At 50.6% G+C, this 22031-nt stretch carries 22 protein-coding genes; 11 read left to right on the forward strand and 11 right to left on the reverse strand.

Annotated elements, in window-relative coordinates; genetic code table 11:
* Nucleotides 1–209 precede the first annotated feature (209 nt).
* Nucleotides 210–3464, forward strand: a complete 3255-nt coding sequence (locus M0R47_RS14155) for an SNF2-related protein (protein WP_292555951.1) — start codon at nucleotides 210–212, stop codon at nucleotides 3462–3464.
* A gap of 210 nt (nucleotides 3465–3674) precedes the next feature.
* Here the strand turns inward: M0R47_RS14155 and M0R47_RS14160 are convergent, their stop codons facing one another.
* A complete protein-coding gene (locus M0R47_RS14160; RefSeq protein ID WP_292555953.1) occupies nucleotides 3675–3803 on the reverse strand; it encodes a hypothetical protein in 129 nt (42 codons plus the stop codon).
* A 198-nt stretch (nucleotides 3804–4001) separates the two neighbouring features.
* On the opposite strand from M0R47_RS14160, the gene recQ reads away from it, so the two are divergent.
* From recQ to M0R47_RS14180, 4 genes are all read left to right on the forward strand, one after another.
* The gene (gene recQ, locus M0R47_RS14165; RefSeq protein WP_292555955.1) at nucleotides 4002–6140 is read left to right on the forward strand and encodes a DNA helicase RecQ; all 2139 of its coding nucleotides are present in this window, start codon (nucleotides 4002–4004) and stop codon (nucleotides 6138–6140) included.
* 101 nt (nucleotides 6141–6241) lie between these two features.
* Nucleotides 6242–6925 (forward strand): TIGR04283 family arsenosugar biosynthesis glycosyltransferase, encoded by a 684-nt coding sequence (locus M0R47_RS14170; RefSeq protein WP_292555957.1) that lies wholly within the window; start codon nucleotides 6242–6244, stop codon nucleotides 6923–6925.
* Nucleotides 6913–7704: a sterol desaturase family protein gene (locus tag M0R47_RS14175; RefSeq protein WP_292555959.1), complete on the forward strand. Its 792-nt coding sequence runs from the start codon at nucleotides 6913–6915 to the stop codon at nucleotides 7702–7704. The genes M0R47_RS14170 and M0R47_RS14175 overlap by 13 nt, the downstream gene beginning before the upstream one ends.
* A 174-nt stretch (nucleotides 7705–7878) precedes the next feature.
* On the forward strand, nucleotides 7879–8505 hold the full coding sequence (locus M0R47_RS14180) for a TIGR04282 family arsenosugar biosynthesis glycosyltransferase (RefSeq protein WP_292555961.1): 627 nt from the start codon (nucleotides 7879–7881) through the stop codon (nucleotides 8503–8505).
* An 18-nt stretch (nucleotides 8506–8523) separates the two neighbouring features.
* On the opposite strand, the gene M0R47_RS14185 is transcribed toward M0R47_RS14180, so the two are convergent.
* The 8 genes from M0R47_RS14185 to uvrD all read right to left on the reverse strand — a co-directional run bounded on the left by M0R47_RS14185 (nucleotide 8524) and on the right by uvrD (nucleotide 16463).
* The gene (locus tag M0R47_RS14185) at nucleotides 8524–9438 is read right to left on the reverse strand and encodes a class I SAM-dependent methyltransferase (RefSeq protein WP_292555963.1); all 915 of its coding nucleotides are present in this window, start codon (nucleotides 9436–9438) and stop codon (nucleotides 8524–8526) included.
* 35 nt (nucleotides 9439–9473) lie between these two features.
* On the reverse strand, nucleotides 9474–10118 hold the full coding sequence (locus tag M0R47_RS14190) for a flagellar brake protein (RefSeq protein WP_292555965.1): 645 nt from the start codon (nucleotides 10116–10118) through the stop codon (nucleotides 9474–9476).
* A gap of 42 nt (nucleotides 10119–10160) precedes the next feature.
* A complete protein-coding gene (sufT, locus tag M0R47_RS14195; protein ID WP_292555967.1) occupies nucleotides 10161–10709 on the reverse strand; it encodes a putative Fe-S cluster assembly protein SufT in 549 nt (182 codons plus the stop codon).
* 10 nt (nucleotides 10710–10719) lie between these two features.
* On the reverse strand, nucleotides 10720–11448 hold the full coding sequence (locus M0R47_RS14200) for an SDR family NAD(P)-dependent oxidoreductase (protein ID WP_292555968.1): 729 nt from the start codon (nucleotides 11446–11448) through the stop codon (nucleotides 10720–10722).
* A complete protein-coding gene (locus tag M0R47_RS14205) occupies nucleotides 11439–12116 on the reverse strand; it encodes an HAD-IA family hydrolase (protein ID WP_292555969.1) in 678 nt (225 codons plus the stop codon). The genes M0R47_RS14200 and M0R47_RS14205 overlap by 10 nt, the downstream gene beginning before the upstream one ends.
* A gap of 3 nt (nucleotides 12117–12119) precedes the next feature.
* On the reverse strand, nucleotides 12120–12827 hold the full coding sequence (gene ubiG, locus M0R47_RS14210; RefSeq protein WP_292555972.1) for a bifunctional 2-polyprenyl-6-hydroxyphenol methylase/3-demethylubiquinol 3-O-methyltransferase UbiG: 708 nt from the start codon (nucleotides 12825–12827) through the stop codon (nucleotides 12120–12122).
* A gap of 213 nt (nucleotides 12828–13040) precedes the next feature.
* The gene (gene fbaA, locus M0R47_RS14215) at nucleotides 13041–14120 is read right to left on the reverse strand and encodes a class II fructose-bisphosphate aldolase (RefSeq protein WP_292555973.1); all 1080 of its coding nucleotides are present in this window, start codon (nucleotides 14118–14120) and stop codon (nucleotides 13041–13043) included.
* A 165-nt stretch (nucleotides 14121–14285) separates the two neighbouring features.
* Nucleotides 14286–16463 (reverse strand): DNA helicase II, encoded by a 2178-nt coding sequence (gene uvrD / locus M0R47_RS14220; RefSeq protein WP_292555975.1) that lies wholly within the window; start codon nucleotides 16461–16463, stop codon nucleotides 14286–14288.
* Nucleotides 16464–16600: 137 nt separating this feature from the next.
* Here uvrD and M0R47_RS14225 point away from each other — a divergent pair, with 137 nt between their 5' ends.
* A complete protein-coding gene (locus tag M0R47_RS14225; RefSeq protein ID WP_292555978.1) occupies nucleotides 16601–16873 on the forward strand; it encodes a DUF2892 domain-containing protein in 273 nt (90 codons plus the stop codon).
* Nucleotides 16874–16924: 51 nt separating this feature from the next.
* Here M0R47_RS14225 and M0R47_RS14230 read toward each other — a convergent pair whose 3' ends face one another.
* Nucleotides 16925–17362 carry an FxsA family protein gene (locus M0R47_RS14230; protein ID WP_292555980.1) on the reverse strand — a complete coding sequence of 146 codons (438 nt, stop codon included), beginning with the start codon at nucleotides 17360–17362 and terminating at the stop codon, nucleotides 16925–16927.
* A gap of 100 nt (nucleotides 17363–17462) precedes the next feature.
* Here M0R47_RS14230 and cutA point away from each other — a divergent pair, with 100 nt between their 5' ends.
* From cutA to M0R47_RS14245, 3 genes are read left to right on the forward strand one after another with little or no spacing between them, the layout of a single operon-like run.
* A complete protein-coding gene (gene cutA / locus M0R47_RS14235) occupies nucleotides 17463–17789 on the forward strand; it encodes a divalent-cation tolerance protein CutA (protein ID WP_292555982.1) in 327 nt (108 codons plus the stop codon).
* Nucleotides 17771–19966 (forward strand): protein-disulfide reductase DsbD, encoded by a 2196-nt coding sequence (locus tag M0R47_RS14240; RefSeq protein WP_292555984.1) that lies wholly within the window; start codon nucleotides 17771–17773, stop codon nucleotides 19964–19966. The genes cutA and M0R47_RS14240 overlap by 19 nt, the downstream gene beginning before the upstream one ends.
* On the forward strand, nucleotides 19966–20481 hold the full coding sequence (locus M0R47_RS14245; RefSeq protein ID WP_292555986.1) for a TlpA disulfide reductase family protein: 516 nt from the start codon (nucleotides 19966–19968) through the stop codon (nucleotides 20479–20481). Before M0R47_RS14240 ends, M0R47_RS14245 begins: the two co-directional genes overlap by 1 nt.
* A gap of 34 nt (nucleotides 20482–20515) precedes the next feature.
* Here M0R47_RS14245 and M0R47_RS14250 read toward each other — a convergent pair whose 3' ends face one another.
* Entirely contained in the window at nucleotides 20516–20863 is a 348-nt protein-coding gene (locus tag M0R47_RS14250) for a hypothetical protein (protein WP_292555988.1), read from the reverse strand.
* Nucleotides 20864–21137: 274 nt separating this feature from the next.
* Between M0R47_RS14250 and aroQ the strand changes: the two genes are divergently transcribed.
* Both aroQ and accB read left to right on the forward strand, forming a co-directional pair.
* On the forward strand, nucleotides 21138–21584 hold the full coding sequence (aroQ, locus tag M0R47_RS14255; RefSeq protein WP_292555989.1) for a type II 3-dehydroquinate dehydratase: 447 nt from the start codon (nucleotides 21138–21140) through the stop codon (nucleotides 21582–21584).
* A gap of 4 nt (nucleotides 21585–21588) precedes the next feature.
* Complete coding sequence (gene accB / locus M0R47_RS14260; protein WP_292555991.1) at nucleotides 21589–22026, forward strand: acetyl-CoA carboxylase biotin carboxyl carrier protein; 438 nt, start codon at nucleotides 21589–21591, stop codon at nucleotides 22024–22026.
* Nucleotides 22027–22031 lie beyond the last annotated feature (5 nt).

Raw genomic sequence — 22031 nt, forward strand, 5'->3', positions numbered from 1 at the left:
TCTCGCGGCGTGGGTCTTTGAGGTCTTCGAAATACGGCAGCGGATTGGGTAACATTCTTGTTATCTCTGCAAATTGCCAATTCTATACTTCTTGTCCTGTCAATGGCGAGATAGCGCGATTGCCCTGATTGTTACAGATACCTATTCCTGTAACTACGCCGGATTGCAGTACAATAAGCGCTTTGCCCAACTGTTCGCCGATATCAAATATGATTAATCAAAAAAAACTGCTCCGCTCCGATATACGCTACGAATGTGGCGACGCTTTCTATGAGCGTGGACGCAGCTACTTTGAAAGAGGCATGGTGATTAATTTCACCGTTAAAAGCGAAGGCGCTCTTTTTGTACAGCTCAATGCTGCCGTTAAAGGCACCAATGTAGATCCGTATCGACAAAATATCCGTATCATTTGGCGGCCGGACTATAGCGCGGCAGAGATTGAAGGGGACTGCACCTGCCCCATAGGCTATAACTGCAAACATGTTGCCGCTGTTTGCCTGATGTATCAAAATCCCAAGCAAAACCTTCCTGCCACGGAAGATAAGACCAATTGCCTTGATTGGCTCGACAGCCTTCATGAGCAAGTGCCGAAACAACGCGATGCCTGCCAGGACTTCATCGCGTATATCCTCAAACCCGGCAACACAAAGCACGAATTCACCGTTGAGTTTTTAATTACCAAAGCCAAAAAAACCGGCGGTTTGAATAAAGGCAGAAGAACGACCTTAAACAATCTCCGCTACAGCTATTCCTATCTCAATTATGTGCAACCGGAAGATCAGGAAATCGCAAAACTGCTGACTGCGCTTAATCCCGCTTTTAAGGATGAACCCTTAATTGCCGGCGCTACCGGTTACTTGGCCTTGTCCAAGTTGCTGAAAACAGGCCGACTGTTCTGGCAAGACACTGAGCGAGTGCCATTAACAAAAGGCGTTGTCCACGATTTAAAATTTGTCTGGCAGACCGCCGATAACGGCGATTATCAATTAACGACCGAAATCGACCCGCCTGCGACCCTGCTGCTTACCGATCCGCCGCAATATCTGGACGAAGCTTTGGGCATGATAGGTCCAGTCAACACCCACAATCTGTCGATGGAGCAGCTTAAACATATTCTGTCCGCCCCGCGTATCCCGGCCGAGCATGCCGATGAATTCAGTCAGCGCCTGCTTATCGAGCACCCCAGCCTGCCGCTGCCTGCTCCCAAAAAAATCGAACTCATCGAAGCCGACGAGCTGACGCCTATCCCTCAGCTATTGCTGTTCGGACATCAGGCAACGCCCCAGCAGTACACCCATTTTATGGCAGTCAGTTTCAATTATGGTGAATGGACACTTTCTGCGACCTCTCCTGAAGACTACAGCGTCGTAAAAACCGGGCAGGGGCTGGTGCGGGTTAAACGCAACCTGGAAGCCGAGCAGATGGCAATACATCGCCTGACCGAGTTCGGTTTTATCGCCGCCCCATCCATCGAAACCGGCATACAAGAACTGCTTTTATACAGCCCGGCAAAAACAGTAATGGACAGCGCCGCGCGTTGGGGGGACTTTCTCCAGAACACCTTGCTGGAGTTGGAACAGGACGGCTGGATGATCGACATTGATGACAGTTTCCTGCTTAATTTCCAAACCGCCCAAAACTGGGATGCCCAGATCAGCGAAAGCCAACAGGACTGGTTTGAAATGCACTTTACCATCGAAGTCAACGGCCAGCCTCTGCCTCTGCTGCCGTTAATCATGCCGGTGCTGGAAAACTACGACCCCGAACACCTACCGGAAATGCTCAGCATACCGCTAGGCGCGCACAACTACCTGAACTTGCCCAGCGATAAAATCAAACCGTTTCTGAACGTATTGATAGAACTGTTTAACACCAGCACCTTGGGCAAGGACGGAGTACTGAAACTGTCCCGTTTTAACGCCGCAACGCTGGCTGACATGGAAGAACAAAATCACGGTCTGTTCAGCATCAGCGGCGGAAAAGAGTTGCGGGAGTTGGGACAAAAACTGAAAAATTTTACCGGCATCCAGGATGTCGCCCTGCCCAATAACTTGCAGGCGGAACTGAGGCCTTATCAGCAGCAAGGCCTCAACTGGCTGCAATTTTTACGGGAGTATAAATTCTCCGGCATACTCGCCGACGACATGGGCCTGGGCAAAACCATACAAACCCTCGCCCACCTGTTGCTCGAAAAACAAAACGGCCGGATGCGCCTGCCCTGCCTGATCATCGCGCCGACCAGCCTGATGAGCAACTGGCGTCGGGAAACCGAACGCTTCACGCCTGATTTGAAAATCCTGATCTTGCAGGGCAACGAACGCAAACAACTATTCTACAAAATCAGGGACTACGACCTGATCCTGACCACCTACCCTTTGCTGTCCAGAGATGAGGAAACGCTGCTGGAGCATGACTACCATTACCTGATCCTCGACGAAGCCCAAACCGTTAAAAACCCGCTGTCCAAAGCCGCGCAATTGGTGCGCCGCATCAAAGCCAATCACCGGCTTTGCCTGACCGGCACGCCGATGGAAAACCATCTGGGGGAACTGTGGGCGCAATTCGATTTCCTGATGCCGGGCTTCCTGGGCGACATCGCCACCTTTAAAAAACTCTACCGCACCCCGATTGAAGTGCATGGCGATAGCGAGCAAAGAGCACGGCTGTCGCGCCGGGTTGCACCTTTTATGCTGCGTCGCACCAAGCAGGAAGTCGCCACCGAACTGCCGTCCAAAACCGAAATCATCCGTTCCGTACCGCTTTATGACAAACAGGCCGCGTTATACGAGAGCATCCGCCTGACCATGGAGAAAAAAGTCCGCGATGCGATTGCCCTGAAAGGCCTGTCGCGCAGCCATATCACCATCCTGGATGCCTTGCTTAAACTGCGCCAAACCTGCTGCGACCCGCGCACCCTGTCGCTCAAGGAAGCGCAAAAAGTGCAGGAATCCGCAAAGCTCGACCTGCTGATGGAGCTATTGCCTGAGCAGCTCGAAGAAGGCCGCCGAATTCTGGTGTTCTCGCAATTCACCCGCATGATTGCGCTGATTGAAAATGAATTAACCGCAAAAAACATCGGCTACGCCAAACTGACCGGCCAAACCCGCAACCGCGACGAAGCCATAGAACGGTTTAAAAGTGGGCAAGTAAACGTCTTCCTGATCAGTCTTAAAGCCGGAGGCGTCGGCTTAAACCTGACCGAAGCCGACACCGTGATTATTTACGACCCGTGGTGGAACCCCGCCGCAGAAAGCCAGGCCGCAGACCGCGCCCATCGCATCGGCCAGGACAAACCGGTATTCGTGTACAAACTGATTACCGAAAATACCGTCGAGGAAAAGATTATCGCGATGCAGGATAAAAAGCGCGCCTTGGCCGAAGGCATTTACAAAGGCGGCGAGAAAGAGGAATCGTTGAAACTGACGGCGGAAGACCTGACGGCTTTGTTCGAACCGTTGACATAAGCTAAAGCCATGGCGAACAACGCCCCAGGTTACGCCTTACTGCTGTAGCCGTTTGATAAAGGTTCGTGAAAGCTTCGGTCGATACAATGGCCTCTGGTAGCCGTTCAAACAAACCTCCTCATGTTCTTCCAACGGCAACGTGGCACGTTTTTCTTGCCCCTCTCGACGGGTAAGCTTCCCGTGCCCCAGAATTGAACGGTTACCAACCGCTTATCCGGCAGCAACTCGCCATAAGCCTGCACGCTGCAATGCCGCCAGGCGTCCTGGTTCCTTGCCCGGTACTACCTCGGTTTCCGTGCAGTCTTTTCTCCACGATAACTTCCAAGCGTACCAATCCATAATCTCATAAATGTCAGCCTGAATGCGCGAGGCCACGGGACAATATTTTGTCGGGCGGCTATGAAGCAGACATGACGTACCGTAGAATAGCAAGTCTTATATTTGAAGAACGGTTTTACAAGGTATAAAAATTTATCGTCAGTCTAATTTTTTGCAAACATAAAACTGTGCTTATTTAGGCTGATCAAAAAAGATGTTATGAGTAACAAACCCATCGAAATCCTCAAAACCGTTTTCGGCTACGATAAATTCAGGGGATCGCAGCAGGACGTCATCGAACAACTGATCGCCGGTCAAGACGCCTTGGTGCTAATGCCGACCGGCGGCGGCAAGTCGTTGTGCTACCAGATTCCGGCGCTGATCAGGCCCGGCGTCGGCATTGTGATTTCCCCATTGATCGCGTTAATGCAGGACCAGGTCAATGCCTTGCTGCAATTGGGCGTCAAAGCCGCCTTCCTGAACTCGACCTTGTCCCTCGAAGAATCCCGAAGCGTCGAGCGGCAACTGCTTAACGGCGAGCTGGATTTGCTGTACATCGCCCCGGAACGGCTGACCTCGGAGCGTACCGGCGCGTTGTTCAAGCAGATCAAGATTGCACTGTTTGCGATTGACGAGGCGCATTGCGTGTCGCAATGGGGGCACGATTTTCGATCCGATTATCTCCAGCTGTCTCTGCTGCACGAGCGTTTCCCCGACATTCCCCGTATCGCGCTGACTGCAACCGCAGACGACAAAACCCGCGAAGAAATCAAATTACGCCTGAATCTGGAGCAAGCAAAGCTCTATCTTAGCGGCTTCGATCGCCCGAACATCCGTTACCGGATCGTGCAAAAACAAAATGCCCGCGATCAGCTCATCGATTTTATCCGCGCCGAACATGCCGGCGATTCCGGGATTGTGTATTGCCTGTCGCGCAAGAAAGTCGACGCCACCGCCGAATGGCTCAGAACCAAGGGCGTCAACGCCCTGCCCTATCATGCCGGGATGGATGCCGGTTTGCGCGCCAAACACCAGCACCAGTTTTTAATGGAAGAGGGTTTGGTGATTGTGGCGACCATTGCGTTCGGCATGGGCATCGACAAGCCCAACGTCCGCTTTGTCGCGCATCTGGATTTACCCAAAAGCGTTGAAGCCTATTATCAGGAGACCGGCCGCGGCGGACGCGACGGCTTGCCCGCCAACGCCTGGATGGCTTACGGCTTGCAGGATGTGATCACGCTGCGAAAAATGCTCCAGGATTCCAATGCCGATGAAGCGCACAAGCGCATCGAATACCACAAACTGGATGCGATGCTGGCCTTGTGCGAGCAGGTTCATTGCCGTCGCCAAGCCTTGCTGAGCTATTTCGGCGACCGTCTTGAGCAGCCCTGCGGCAACTGCGACACCTGCCTGGAACCGGTCAAGACCTGGGACGGCACGGTAGCCGCTCAAAAAGCGCTATCCTGCATCCATCGCACCCATCAGCGTTACGGCGTCGGCTATTTGATTGATGTGTTGCGCGGCAAGTCTACCGACCGGATTCTAAAGTCCGCCCATGACCAGCTATCGACCTTCGGCATCGGCATTGATATTGAAGAACAGCAATGGCATTCGGTATTCAGGCAGCTGGTCGCACGGGGATTGGTTGCGGTCAATTTCGACCAATTCGGCGCATTGCAACTGACCGAAGCCTGTCGGCCGATTTTGCGCGGCGAGCAGCAATTGATGCTGCGCAAGGATTTACAGCCTGAGAAAGTCAAAGGCAGCAAGAAGACCAGCCGGGAATTTGCTAAGGCGGACGATACCCTGCTGTGGAATGCGTTGCGCGCCAAACGTAAGATGATTGCCGATGCCCAGGATGTGCCGCCTTATGTTATTTTTCATGACGCGACCTTGATGGCGATGCTGGAAGCCAAGCCGACCAATCGCCAGCAAATGAGCCTGCTGTCCGGCATCGGTGTGCGCAAGCTGGAGCTTTATGCCGATGAATTCCTGGCCGTGATCAGCGAATTTGTCGATATCAACAAAAACGGGCCGATCGGCCTGTCGGACACCATGGCCGAATCGGTGGCCTTGTTCCGGCTGGGGTACAGCGTCAAGCAGATTGCCCAGCAACGGGAGCTGCAAGAGTCGACTGTTTACGGGCATCTGGCCCAATCTCTGGAACAGGGATTGCTGGTACTGACCGATGTCGTGGAGCTACCCGAGCAGGAAATCAGGCGCATAGAACAGGCTATTATGGACTTGCCCGAAGAGCAACGGAACGCGCTCAAGCCGATTTATGAACTGTTTGGCGGGCAATACAGTTACGGAGTTTTGCGGTGCATCAGGGCGGCGTTGCAGCATCAAACGGGGTGATTATTCTATCTTGTGGACGCATCAAAATTTTTATTCACCACGAAGACACGAAGAAATAAAACTTCGCGTCTTCGTGGTGAAAATCTCTACTTTTTTGACCAATGAAATTCTCGATCATTATCCCAACCTTGAATGAAGAAAAAACCATTGCCTCGTGCCTGCTGCCGTTGCAGCCATTGCGCAATAACTGTGAAATTATCATTGTCGATGCCGGAAACGCATCGTCTAATTTCCCCCATGCCCATCTGGCCGACAAAATCATCAGCTCCAAAAAAGGCCGCGCCCGGCAAATGAACCTCGGCGCAAGCCATGCCGGCGGCGACGTATTAATATTCCTTCATGCCGACACCTATCTGCCCGACAACGCCTTGCAATTAATCGAACAACACCTGGACAGCAAGCAATGGGGCCGATTCGACATTCAATTAAGCGGCGATCATTTCATGTTAAAAGTAATCGCCTGGATGATGAACCGGCGCTCCCGCCTGACCGGCATTGCCACCGGCGATCAAACGATTTTTGTGACCCGGCAAGCGTTTGCGGCGGCGGGCCAATACCCTGAAATTGCTTTGATGGAAGACATTGCGTTGAGCAAAGCACTAAAAAAAATCAGTCCGCCGCTTTGCCTTGACGCCAAAGTCACCAGTTCCGGGCGAAGATGGGAGCATTTCGGCGTTTACCGGACTATACTGCTGATGTGGACTTTACGGCTGCGTTATTTCTTTAACACGGACCCGCAACGACTGGCCGAACTTTATTCGAGGGGGCGATTTTGGAAACCATAATCCGTTTATCCGTAGCACTGGCTATTTTTTTCCTGATGATAGCCTGGGAATACGCTCGTCCCAGACGAACCTTGCATATCGGCCGTACGCAGCGCTGGCCGACCAATCTGGGCCTCGCCGCGTTCAACGTTTTAGTCATGCGCTTCAGCTTGGGCAGTGCCGCCTTTTTCAGCGCGGCCGCTGCCGCAGAGCACGGCTATGGCATATTAAACCTTGTCCGGGCCCCGGAATGGCTGTCGGTCATCGTCACCTTGCTGCTGCTGGATTTTGCGGTTTACCTCCAGCACATTGCTACGCACAAATGGGCGCCGCTCTGGCGCTTGCACCAGGTGCATCATACCGATCTGGAATTCGACGCGACCACCGCCGTGCGTTTTCACCCATTGGAAATCATGATTTCGATGGTTTACAAAGTGCTGTGGATCGTTTTGATCGGCGCAACGCCGTGGGCGGTTATCGCTTTCGAGATACTGCTTAACGGCGCGGCGACATTCAACCACAGCAATATCAATATCCCGCCGGCAATCGATAAGAAACTGCGCTGGATGGTCATCACCCCGGACATGCACCGTATCCACCATTCGACTTTTCCGGTCGAGACCGACAGCAATTACGGCTTTTCGTTTTCTTTTTGGGACCGACTGTGCGACACCTACACCGAAGAACCCAGGCAGCCGCAGACATCTATGGACATCGGCTTGACGCCTTTCCGCGACGTGCGTGAACTGGGGTTTGTGGAGTTATTGCGGTTGCCTTTTAAAGCGTTGCGGAAACGGTGATTCATTTAATATCCATAAGTATCAACTAAAGATGTATCACCACGAAGAACACGAAGTTTTATCTTTCCTTCGTGTTCTTCGTGTCGCCTAGAGGCGCCTACTTTTGGCTTCGTGGTGAATTAATCGTTTTACATTAGCTGACACTTAATAGAGCAACTGACATCTTGCCTTTATATGACTTACAAATACCCTAATGCCGTGCTGATGATTTTCTGTAAAGCCCCGGTTCCCGGCCAGGTTAAAACCCGCCTAATGCCGGAACTGACTGCCGAACAGGCCGCCGGACTTCATACCGAGCTCAGCACAGCAACGCTGCAACGGGCGGCGCTAAGCAAGCTATGCCCCGTGCAACTGTGGTGCACGCCATCCATCGACCATATATTTTTTACTGAATCGAAAGCCGCCTATCCGCTACTGCTAAAGCAGCAACAAGGGGCCGATTTGGGCGAGCGCATGCACCTCGCTTTTTGCTCGGCGCTTGCCAGTTACTCACGCGCTCTGCTAATGGGTTGCGATTGCCCGTCAATGACCGAGCAGGATCTGGAACAAGCCTTAATTGCTTTAAATGAGGACAATGAAGTCGTGTTAGCCCCGGCGGAAGACGGCGGCTACGTCATGATCGGGCTCAGTCAGCCCCGGCCGGAACTCTTTGATAACATGCCCTGGGGAACAGATCGGGTGCTGGCCCAAACCCGGTCCCGCATCGAACGCTATAAGCTTCGCCATCACGAACTGAACGAGCAGTGGGATTTGGATACGCCGCAGGATTTGGAACGGTACCGTCTACTTCAAAGCAGATAAGCGCAAGGTTCCGTTGTCTTACTTGATCGCCCGCAATAAATTCCCGTAATACAGTTCCTTGCCGGTTTTGGTCAGCATCCACAGTTGCTTGATTTCCACTTGGCTTGCAGAAAAATACTGCCCGGCAGATTCCGCCAAATCCGCCAGATCTACTTTGGGCGAGTAGGTGTTGAGGATTAAAAAAGCGCCCGAATTCATCAGTCCGTGCGCCGTTTCTATCAAGCCGGACAGATGGTTTTCCAGTTTCCATTTTTCGCCTTTTGCGCCTAAGCCCCAAGCGGGCGGGTCCATAATGATACCGTCGTACTTATTGCCCCGTTTCAATTCGCGCCGGGCAAATTTTAACGCATCCTCATGCACCCATTTGATGTCGGAAAGACGGCTGCGCTCCTTGTTTTCGTTGGCCCAGGTGATCAGCTGTTTGATCGAATCCACATGCACCACGTCCGCCCCGGCGTCTCGGGCAACCAGCGAGGCCGCGCCGGTATAGGCAAACAAGTTCAAAACCTTTTGCCCGGCGCTAACCCGCTCTTTAATGAATCGCCAGTTTGCCTGTTGCTCTGGAAACAGCCCCACATGCTTGAATTTGGTCAGCTTCAAACCGAAATTCAGGTTTTCATAAGAGATAAGCCATTGCTCGGGAGCCTGCGGCTTGATACTAAGCCAGCGACCCTGAGTTGAAGATTGTTCTTCAAATTCCCAGTGCGCCATGTCCAGCCATTGGCTATAAGTCCAGCCCGGTTTGAAATTGGCCTGTATTTCCGGGCGGATGGTGATGACTTTGCCCCAACGCTCCAGCTTTTTTCCGTCACCCGCATCAAGCAACTCGTAATCGGGCCAGGACGATCCGTATTCGCGCGGGAATGGCTCGGTTTGCGCTTTTGCTTCCTTGGCCCCCTTATTTTCAGGCGGCTGCTGCCGACCCTTTGCCATTTTCGTCATCTGCTTGGATTTAATGCCATGAATCTCTAACTAAGCCTCGTCGATTCATACACAAGGTTTTGCAACATCACCTGGCTGGTGAGATCAAGCTCATGAAACGAGACGCCATGCGTGAACCTTGGCGGCGCGTCTTTTTTCTTGCTGGGCAACTGTTGGACGCTGCGAATCGTCGCACTGGTATTTATATGCGCACTCTGATTGCTCGGTTTTATTGGGAAATCGAAAGATAGTAGAGTTTCTTCATTGAGCCCACCCAACGCGTTATCGGCAACTATCGCGGCGCCTGTGACGCTGATATCGCTAATCACTCCGGTCACGCCATTAATTTGCACCGGCAAATTGACTTTGGCTCTGACGGCGCCGCGCAGTGCTATGGATTTAATATCGGTCGGGAAACTGAGGTGAATATAATAGTACGGAGCTTTAAAAACGGTTTTTACCCGGCTTGTCAGCGTGAAAACATCGACTCCTGCCAATATCCGCAGGGTAACCTGCTCGCCCGTATTAACCTGAATCGAAAGCCCGTTCTCAAAAGGCATCTTTACTATCAGATACTCCTTATCCACGTAGCCGATCAGTTCCGTATAATAAATAGATGGCTTGGCGCCATGCTGCAACATCATTTGCAGGCGTGCACCGACTTGCGGATTAATTTCTTTAAAAGTGGCCATCCTATTTCACCCAAGCGCTAAAGAGGCGCTCTCTGCAAGCCGTTAATACAAGCCTAATTGCAACTGTGCCACTTCCGACATCATTTCGCGCGACCAAGGCGGATCAAGCACCACTTCGACATTGACATCGGCGACGCCGGGCAGCGCGCGAATACATCTTTCCACGTCGCTCTGGATCACCGGCCCCATGCCGCAGCCCGGCGCAGTCAGGGTCATCTTAACGTGAACATCATTCAGGCCTTCCGCTGTCGGCGTTACTTTGCATTCATAAACCAGGCCGAGATCGACAATATTAACCGGGATTTCCGGATCGTAAACCGTTTTCATCACTTCCCAGCAGTTCTTTTCAACCGCCGCCGCATCGGTTTCCGATGCCAGTGTATGCAGTTGGTTCGGTTCCTTGCCCAATGCATCGGCATCCGCTCCGGCAATCCGCACCATGTGTCCATGTTCGGTGACCACGGTATAGTTATCGCCGAGCGCCTGGTAAATAGTAACCGTCTGACCTTTGCTTAAAGTCCCGGTATTACCGTCAGGGATAGTAACAACATTGACATCTCGGGTTAAAACTACGTCTTCTCTTTCAGCCATAATAATTCAGTTATAAATAGAAGGTTCGCGCATCGATAGCTTGGCCGGTTATGCCTACACTTTCTGAGCCGAATAAATACAGATAAATGGGGGCCAGCGATTTCATTGACGGCAGCTTGCTTTTATCTTCAGCCGGATAGGCACGTTTTCTTAGCGGGGAGTCTACAGGCCCTGGTATCAAGGTGTTGACCCGGATTTTCCCGAAAGACTCATGCTCTTCTGCCAGTATCTTTGCAAAGCCTTCCAAAGCTATTTTTGAAACGCCGTAAGCGCCTGCATAGGCCGGAGCCTTTCTGGCTGAGGAATCGGACGTGAATACGATGGAGGCATGTTCGCTCTTTTGCAGCACCGGCAGTAAGACCCTGCACAGTAAGAAAGGCGCGTTCAGGTTGACGTTTAAAGTATGCCCCCAATCCTGGGTTCTGTGGGTGGCGACCGGAGAAAAGGCGCTGAACTCTACTGCGGAATGCAATATGCCCTGCAGGGAACCGTATCTTTCATCGATCTTGTCGGCTAATTCCTGGTAGTCGTTTTCATTGGCGCCCGCCAAGTCAAACGGATAAATGATCGGTTCAGGCGCCTTGATTGCCAAAATCGCATCGTAAACCGCTTCCAGTTTGGGAATGTTTTTATCCAGCAGAATAATATGCGCGCCGTGCTTGGCCAATGCCAAAGCAGCGGTACTGCCTAAGCCGCCGCCTGCGCCGGTGATTAAGATGACTTGATTTGTTAACGGCATGACAATGATGCTATCCAGGTTGAAATTTGATCGGGAGACTCGATTAGCGCGTCCGCGCCCCAGGTTTCCGGCGTATCTCCGGGTTTAATGTAGCCGTAAAGCGCGGCCAGTGTTTTCATTTGTACGCTTTTTCCGGCAGTAATGTCGTGCCGGGCATCGCCGATATACACGCATTCCTGCGGATTAACGTCAGCTTGTTTGCAGGCCAGCAGCATCGGTTCCGGGTGCGGCTTGGGGTTAGCGGTGGTATCGCCGCTGACGATGCAGGCGGCGCGCTGGGTCAGGTTCAGGGCGTCCATCAACGGATTGGTGAAGCGTTCGCGCTTGTTGGTGACCACGCCCCATTTAAGCCCCTGGGCTTCAATAGCGGCCAGCGTCTCAATCATGCCGGCGAAAAAAACCGTGTGTTCGGCGATATTGTCCTGATACAAATTGAGCATGGTTTCCAGAATATCCGCTTTTACCTGCTCGTCACGCAATGGCTGGCTTGCATTAATCATCGCTAAAGCGCCGTATGAAATAAACGGCTTGATGATTTCAGGCGCAACGGCGTCAAAACCGTGGAGGTGCAGCGCCCGGTTCAGGCATGCAATCAGGTCCGGCGCGGTATCGACCAGAGTGCCGTCCAAATCGAACAATACGCAGGATAATTTAAAATCGGCAGACATGGGTTATACGGAGCGTTTAAACGCAGCGATGTAATTGACGTCTATATCCTTACCCAGACTGAAATGCTTGGTAAACGGATTGTATTCGATGCCTACCATGCCCTGTAGCTCAAGGCCTGCCGCGCGCGCCGACTGGCATAGCTCCGACGGTTTTATGAAAGTTTTAAAGTCATGGGTGCCTTTAGGCAGCATTTGCAGCACGTATTCCGCTGCAAAGATAGCCAATAAATATGCCTTGGGCTTACGGTTCAGTGTCGAAAAAAACACCATGCCGCCGGGTTTAACCATTCTGGCGCAAGCGGAAATGATCGAACCGGGATCAGGTACATGCTCAAGCATTTCCATGCAGGTCACATGATCGAAGCTTTCCGGCTGTTGCTCGGCCAAGTCTTCAGCGCTAATTTTTTGATAGTGGGCATTAACACCGGATTCAAGACCGTGCAAATCGGCGATATCGATAAGGTCTTCGCTAAGATCAATGCCCAGCGCATCAGCGCCTTGCTTGGCCAGGCCTTCGGTTAAAATACCGCCGCCGCAGCCGACATCAACAATGCGCGCTCCTGATAATTCCGCATAACGACGGATAAACTCGATACGCAACGGATTAATGTCGTGCAGGGTCTTGAATTCGCCCTGGGTATCCCACCAGCGTTCCGCCATCGAGCCGAATTTATGGATTTCATGGGGATTTACATTGTTTGAAGCTGTCATCGTGCTAACCGTGATGTGAGGTTGATATAGTTTACTATATTAGTAGGTTATTCGTCATACGTTGTCTGTCGAACAGTTTTTCATGATACCCGATTTGCTTAAGATACATCCATTATAACGACATATCATGAATGCTTATATTGTCGGCATTGGCTGTCTGCCGGACAAAAAAAAGGCCGATGCACACGCACCGGCCTTTTTTAGCTCATCGATTTAAAGACTGTTAACAGCGTTTAACTCTTGGAAAGCTTGTTCCAAACGAACCACCATGCCGACTTCACCGGCACGTTGCCAAACGCGTGGATCGTAGTATTTTTTGTTGGGCTTGTCGTCACCGTCAGGATTGCCGATTTGGCCTTGCAAATAACCTTCGTTTTGTTTGTAGTAGTTCATGATGCCTTCCCAAGTCGCCCATTGGGTATCGGTATCGATGTTCATTTTGATTACGCCGTAGCTGATAGATTCCTTGATTTCTTCAGCGCTGGAACCTGAACCGCCGTGGAAGACAAAGTTCAAAGTGTTTGCAGGAACGCCGAATTTTTCAGAAACGTGTTTTTGTGAGTTAGCCAAAATGCTTGGCGTCAATTTAACGTTGCCTGGTTTGTAAACGCCGTGAACGTTGCCGAAAGAAGCGGCAATAGTGAAGCGCGGGCTGATTTTGCTTAATTCTTCATAGGCATAAGCCACGTCTTCTGGCTGGGTGTACAACATGGAATGATCCATATCGCTGTTGTCAACGCCGTCTTCTTCACCGCCGGTGCAGCCCAATTCGATTTCCAGCGTCATGCCCATTTTGGACATGCGTGCCAGATATTGGCCGCAGATTTCAATGTTTTCTTTCAGGCTTTCTTCTGACAAGTCCAGCATGTGCGAACTGAATAAAGGCTTGCCGGTTTCAGCGAAATGTTTTTCGCCGGCATCTAATAATCCGTCAATCCAAGGCAGTAGTTTTTTAGCCGCGTGGTCGGTATGCAAAATGACCGGTACGCCATAAGCTTCAGCTACATTGTGTACGTGTTTAGCACCGGAGATAGCACCCAAAATAGCTGGAGTTTGGCCTTCAGCTTTAAGGCCTTTACCGGCAATAAATGCTGCGCCGCCATTGGAAAACTGGATAACGATAGGCGATTTTACTTTCGCGGCCGCTTCCAACGCTGCATTAATCGAATCAGTGTTAATGACATTTACCGCAGGCAATGCGAATTTGTTTTCTTTGCAAATTGCAAAGATTTTTTGTACGTCATCGCCAGTGACAACACCGGGTTTTACTACATCTGAAATTTTCTGTGACATTAAAGGTTCCTGTTTCAATCTGTTACGTTGAGGGAGATCAAGCCGAAAGTCATTGTGGTTGCGGATACAAATACCCATAGCCCAATGCGGTCAGCCGGATATTATAAAGTGTGTTCATATAATAGGCTACTTGCCAATTGCCGATTACTTGCAGCCAAAGCTCTCTTACAAAGCATCCAATTGCGCATAGGCCAGCATTAACCATTTGATGCCGACTTGCTTGAAGTTGATTTGCACCCTTTCCTGTGCACCGGCGCCTTCCATCTGCAGCACCATGCCTTCACCGAATTTGGCATGACTGACACGCTGCCCCAGTTTGTATTTTCCTTCCATTTGCAAAGACAGCGCTTTCGGTTTTGCCGAGGTTACCGGATGGCTCACGGTGGCGCGCATTCTGACTTCCTGAATATGCTCCGACGGAATCTCGCGCAAAAAACGCGACGGCCTCGGATAAGTCTCCCTGCCGTATAAACGCCTGGATTCGGCATAGGTCAGATACAAGCGCTGCATGGCGCGGGTGATGCCGACATAGCAAAGCCTGCGCTCTTCCTCCAATCTACCGACATCATCGACGGACTGTTGCGACGGGAACAAACCTTCTTCCATGCCGACCAGGAACACTTGCTTAAACTCCAGGCCTTTGGCCGAGTGCAGGGTCATCAACTGTACGCAATCGTCGAAGTCGTCGCCTTGCAGTTCACCAGACTCCAGCGTGGCATGCGCCAGGAACATGTCCAATTCGCTCAAGTTCTCTTCGTCTTCCATGTCTCCGATTGAAGTGGCATCAAAAAGCCGCGCCGCATTGACCAACTCTTCCAGGTTTTCTACTTTTTCTTCGCCTTTGTCGGCTTTATCCTTTTGATACAGCTCAATCAAACCGCTTTTTTCGACTACCAGTTTGACCTTTTCATACAGTTCCAGGCCTTCCGTCTGCGCATCAAGCTGCTTGATCAACTCCAAAAAACCGATCAAGGCATTGGTCGCCCTGGCTGACAAGGTACGCTGGTTAATCAGCACAATGGCCGCCGCCCATAACGACAGGCCTTGATCCCTTGCTATAGTACGGATGTCGTCGATGGTTTTAGTGCCTATGCCGCGCGTCGGGGTGTTGATCACCCGCTCAAACGAGGCATCGTCATTGCGGTTGGACATCAGCCGCAGATAGGCCAGCGCGTTTTTAATTTCCATCCGCTCAAAGAAGCGCAGCCCGCCGTAAACCCGGTAGGGTGTGCCGGTGGTCATCAGCCTTTCTTCGAACTGGCGGGATTGGGCGTTGGACCGATAAAGAATGGCAATATCCTTGCGCATGCCGCCCTCATTGACCCAGGCCCTGATTCGATCAACCACAAAATGGGCTTCATCCTGTTCGTTAAATGACGCATACAAGGAAATCAATTCCCCTTCGCCGGCATCGGTCCACAGCTCTTTGCCCATGCGGCCGTCATTAACGCTGATAACCTTGTTGGCAGCTTTCAATATATTGCCGGTCGAGCGGTAATTTTGCTCCAGCTTGATGACCTGGTGATTCGGGTAATGTTTTTGAAAGCTGTAAATATTCTCGATTTTCGCGCCGCGCCAGCCGTAAATCGACTGATCGTCGTCGCCGACCACAAAGATATTGTCCTTGCCCTCGGTCAACAGCCGCAGCCACGCATATTGTATGGTGTTAGTATCCTGAAATTCATCGACATGCACTTGCCTGAAACGCTGCTGGTAGTGCTCCAGCACATCAGGATTATCGCGCAGCAATTCATGCGCCCGCAGCAACAACTCGGCGAAGTCGACCAGACCGGAGCGGTCGCACAGCTCTTCATAGGCTTTATATATGATCAGCATTTGCCGCTGAAAAGGATCGCCGGTTTCCCTCATATGCCGCGCCCTGATGCCTTCGTCTTTTTGGGCATTGATATACCATTGCACCTGGCGCGGAGGCCATTTATCCGCATCAAGATTTAGCGTAGCCAACAGGCGCTTGATAAGCCGCAACTGGTCGCCGGAATCCATCACCTGAAAAGTTTCCGGCAATTTGGCCTGCTTGGCATGCCGCCTTAACAACCGGTGCGCGATGCCGTGAAAAGTCCCTATCCACATGGATTGTGCGGACATATTGAGCAAATCTTCAATCCTGCCGCGCATTTCCTTGGCCGCTTTATTGGTAAAAGTGACTGCCAGAATACTGTGTGCTGACACACCCAACACCTGGATTTGCCAAGCGATGCGATGGACTAAAACGCGGGTTTTGCCGCTACCGGCTCCCGCCAAAACCAGCATGGCTTGAGACGGCGCGGTAACAGCCTGACGCTGGGCATCATTGAGGGGATCTATTATTGAGGTAACATCCATTGCCTAAAGCACCTACTATTGGTAATTTTTTCGCTTGCACATTTTTTGGAGCTGTGTATATTGCATGAGTTCGATCATGACAGACTGAACCGTTGCTTTGCTAAAGATAATAATAACTACACACAGAGGATTCTAAGATGAATTTTGATTTTAAACGTATGCTTAAATTTGAACATAATATTGGCGAGAAGGAAAAGAAATACCGTTTATACGCAGGGTCCGCGCTTCTGGTTATTTCACTTTTCATCCCCGGCGGTGAGGTGCTTTTATTATTGATAGGCTTGGTTCTTGTTGCAACCGGTTATTCAGGCTGGTGCCCGGTTTACTCAGGGCTTAACAAAAATACTTGCGAAACCGCAGGCGGCCCAACTGATAGCGCCCCGACAGAAAACGACTCTACAGAGGGCTAAGTTAGCTCAGGCACAAGGCTAAATTCCGGTTTGTCTTGTGCCTTGATTGCCTTACTCTTCTTTACGAAACTCACCTTCCAGCACATTGTTTTCAGCCGTTTTTGACTGCTGAAAATGCGCCCCAGCCTGAACGAGATAATGCTCAATCACATATTGAGCAATTTTTCTGCGTAACTGCGGAATTAAGCAGGCAACGCCAATTATATCCGTAATAAACCCCGGCGTTAGCAACAATGCTCCTCCGACCAGAATAATTGGGCCTTCTACCATTTCATAAGCGGGGATCTCGCCTCGCGCCAAGTTCTCCTGAAAGCGCTGAAAAGTTGCAAAACCTTGCTGTCTCAACAGCCATGTGCCCAGCACTGCGGTAAACACCACCAGTAAAATGGTCGGGAACGCCCCAATAATCCCGCCCACTTGTATCAGCAAATAAATTTCTGCAAAAGGGATAATCAATATTGCCAGAAATAGTATTTGAAAATTTTTCATCTAAAGTACTCTTGTTGTCATCATCGTCGTTACAATATAAGGGCAATTCCAGTTAATTTCTAGGATAATATCCGATGCTCCAGTTTTTATGACCTGTAACATGCCTGCTGACTATCAAATAATATTCTGTACTTGCCCTGATAAAGACACGGCGGAAAAAATAGCCCGACTACTGGTCGCCAATCACGAGGCTGCCTGCGTAAATATTTTACCCGGCATTACTTCCATTTACGCTTGGCAGGGACAAATTGAGTCCGCCCAGGAACATTTATTGCTGATTAAGGCGCATAAAGATCACTATCAGTCTATCGAAACAACCTTGCGCAACCATCATCCTTACGAACTGCCTGAAATAATTGCCGTCTCTATTGAGCGCGGCTTACCTGAATACCTGCATTGGATAGATTCATGCCACTCTTTAAAATAATTTTTCTTTGCTTCCTGTCTGTTGTCAGTCAATCGGCCTTTGCGTTGGGCGCTGACGAAATACTGCCGCCCAACCAGGCCTTCAAGGTTTCTGCAAAAGCACTTGCAGCGGATCAAATCGAAATTTCCTGGGACATAGCCGATGGCTATTATCTTTACCGCAATAAGATGCGTTTTGAGTCTAAAACCACGCAAATCCAGTTAGGTGAACCCGTTTTTCCGGCCGGGCAAACCCACCATGACGAAAACTTCGGCGATGTGGTTATTTACCGCAATACCCTAAACGTGCCGGTTGCGGTAACCGTCGAAAACGGCGCATCCTCACTGCAATTGCTGGTGCAGTATCAAGGCTGCGCCGACCGCGGCATTTGCTATCCGCCGCAGAAAACCACTTTCGACCTGAAACTGCCCTCACCTGCCGCCAAAACCGATCCGGTCAAGCAGCTTATAAAAGGCGCTCAAGGCTTGAAAACTGGGTTGTTCGAAGATGCCTTGCTGCCGCCGGAACAGGCTTTCGAGTTTTTTGCATCGGTCAAAGATGACCGTACCCTGCACGTCAACTGGCATATCGCGGACGGCTATTATCTTTACAGGGAGAAAATTCAATTTGAATTGATCAATGCCGACGGCGTAAAGCTTGGGACTTACGACGTTCCCAGAGGAGCGCCCAAACAGGATGAAGCTTTCGGCCAGGTTGAAACTTTCCATGACAAACTCGACTTCGACCTGCCGCTTATCCGTTCCAGCCAAACGGCACAAAACGTCACCCTACAGGCAAAATACCAGGGGTGCGCCGATCGGGGCGTTTGCTATCCGCCGATGAGCAAGAAAATCGACCTGTCCTTGCCGGTGGCGCAGCAACTTGACGTGCAGGAACTTTCCGAACAGGATCAAATCGTGCAGTCCTTGCATAAGGACAGCTTCGCGGTAACCCTGTTCAGTTTTTTCGGATTCGGCTTGCTGTTATCGCTAACCCCGTGCATTTTTCCGATGATCCCGATTTTATCGGGCATTATCGTCGGCCACGGCAACCGAATTAACACCACTAGAGCCTTTTTACTGTCGCTGAGTTATGTGGTCGCCTCGGCGCTGACCTACACGGTATTCGGCATACTGGCCGCGCTGTTCGGCAGCAACCTGCAAGCAGCTTTCCAGGAACCCTGGATTATCGGCCTGTTCAGCGCTATCTTTGTGGCGCTATCTCTGTCCATGTTCGGTTTTTATCATTTGGAACTGCCCAAATCCTTACAGGTCAAACTGCACAATTCCAGCGAAATACACCGTGACGGCTCGCTCTGGGGTGCGGCCATCATGGGCGCACTATCCTCGCTGATCGTCGGCCCTTGTGTCGCCGCACCGCTGGCAGGCGCGCTGATTTTTATCGGCCAGACCGGCGATGCGGTACTGGGCGGCAGCGCCCTTTTCGCTCTGGGCTTAGGCATGGGCGTACCGTTGCTGCTGCTGGGCGCATCCGCCGGAAAACTGCTGCCCAAGGCCGGAAACTGGCTCAATTCCACCAAAGCCGTGTTCGGCGTGATTATGCTGGCGGTCGCGGTGTGGATGCTCAGCCGGATTTTACCCGGCAACGTGATCATGGTTCTCTGGGCGATGCTGCTGATATTTCCGGCTATCTATCTCAGCGCTGTCGACCCATTACCTGAAAACAGCTCCGGCTGGCGGAAATTATGGAAAGGCTTGGGCTTAATGATGCTGTCTTACGGCCTGTTATTGCTGATCGGTTTCAGCCTGGGCAACAGCAATCCGTTAAAGCCGTTGCAAGGGCTCGGCTTAAGTACGGCTCAAGCCGCAGAACCGGGCATCAACTTTGAACGCATCAACTCGCTAGCCGCTCTGGAAGCCCGCATCAATCAGGCCGCCGCCAATCATCAACCGGTCATGCTGGATTTTTACGCCGACTGGTGCATCTCCTGCAAGGAAATGGAAACGTATACCTTTGCCGACCCGCGCGTTAAACAGGCGCTCAAAGGCTATGTACTGCTGCAAGCTGATGTCACTAAAAACTCGGATGACGATAAAGCCCTGTTGGAAAAATTCAGCTTGATAGGGCCGCCGGCGATTTTGTTTTTCGGTTTGGATCGTCAGGAAAAAACCGCCAACCGAGTTATCGGTTATCAGGATGTAGAAACTTTTCTTACATCGCTGCAACGAGGTAAATAATGAAACAAGCAGGCCTGATTATTATTGCCGCGATTCTTGCGCTGGCTCTGGGCATATCCGCCCGGCATTTTTTTTCAACCACTCCAAAAAATGATGTTAGCGCTTTACCCGAATTCAACCTGTCCGATTTGTCTGACCGGCAGCACAATATTTCCGAATGGCGAGGCCGGATATTAGTGCTCAACTTCTGGGCGACGTGGTGCCCGCCCTGTCTCAAAGAAATACCCGATTTTATCGACTTGCAGAAGCAATATGCCGACAAAGATGTGCAGTTTATTGGCATCGCATTGGAGGACAAGGAACCGGTAGCCAAGTATGCCGCAGCAACTCACATCAATTACCCGATTTTATTGGGCGGCGACAATGGCATCACCCTGGCTCATCAGCTGGGCAATAGTATGGATGCCGTTCCCTATACGCTTATTGTTGATCGACAGGGGCAAATCATATACCGGCATCCGGGAGAATTATCTAAAGAACACTTACTGGAAATTATTACGCCGTTGTTGAAATAAATTTCCAGCAACAAACCATTTAAGGCAAATTTTGTTAAAACTCCAGTTCCAAATTGGCTTCGCAAAAATCAAACTTAGCCTCCTCGGATTCTGAACCGTCGGCATAGACCGCCTTGACATACTGATTGCAGCCTTCGTTATTGGTGCTTGAATCCCAAACCAGCATGAGATTATCGCCTGCCGCAATACCCTGACCGATATCGAAGAATCCCCAATCCTTCTTGTCCTCGGACACCAGAAGCTTAGTTATTTTGGTGCGGGTATTATTGTGCACTTTGAACGAATACTCTGATTCGGCTGCTATTGCATTATTAATAAAAATCTCTCCCACGAACAACAAAGCAATGGCTGTCAATGCGCCGGCAAAATTGTGAACTTTCATGTTCCTTCTCTCTAGTTTGAGCCGCAACGATATGTCACGGAGCCCTTATTTATATAATTGCGTAAAGCTTGTGTCAATCATCCAAAAACTCAACACACGATAGGAGCAAACAATACTTCCTTTTAAAATCGGTTGATTTGTACGTAATAACTCCAATTACCGTGAATTCTGCCGTTAACTTTGGCTAAAAACATAATATCTGGACAAAACCCTATAAATTGGGCAAAATTAATAGTTAATAATGCTTCTTCACCTCTAACTGATTTCAAGATTAATGGCGACTATCACCGTTTTAAATGGGCCGAATTTAAACCTGTTAGGCATTCGCGAACCCGGTCTTTACGGAAATCAAACCCTCGCCGACATTAAGCAACATCTCGAACAAAAAGCTTCAGACTTGAATCATCAGCTTAACTTTCACCAAAGTAATGCAGAACATGAAATTGTGGAAATAATACATAAGGCTTATCAAGCCCATGTTGACTTTATCATTATTAACCCGGCAGCCTTTACTCATACCAGCGTTGCCATTCGTGACGCGCTGCTGGCAACCAAGATCCCATTTATAGAGGTTCATTTATCAAACGTGCATGCACGCGAACCCTTTAGAAAACATTCCTATTTCTCGGATATTGCCAAAGGCGTTATCTGCGGATTAGGCGCAACAGGATACGAATTGGCCTTACTGGCCGCTCATCAGATATTAGCCGAGAGACACTAAAACTATGGATATTAGAAAAATAAAAAAACTCATCGAGATTATCGAGGAATCAGGCATTGCCGAACTGGAAATCAAAGAGGGCGAAGAATCCATTCGCATTAGCCGTTATTCTGCTGCGCCCGCTGCGGTCGCTTACGCACCCGCACCTGCTGCCGCCACTCCTGCTGTAGCAACCCCTGCTGCTCTGCCTACAGAAGAAAAAATCACCGGACACGTGGTCAAGTCGCCAATGGTCGGTACTTTTTACCGCTCCGCTTCGCCCGGCACCAAGGTTTTCGTCGAAGTCGGCCAATCCGTTCAAGTCGGCGATACATTGTGCATCATTGAGGCCATGAAAATCCTTAATCAGATTGAAGCGGATAAAAGCGGAACCGTCACCAAAATTCTGGTTGAAAACGCTGAGCCTGTCGAATATGGCCAACCATTATTCATCATTGAATAACACCA

Source organism: Methylobacter sp., assembly GCF_023227905.1.
In the GTDB taxonomy this organism is placed as follows: Bacteria; Pseudomonadota; Gammaproteobacteria; order Methylococcales; family Methylomonadaceae; genus Methylobacter_A.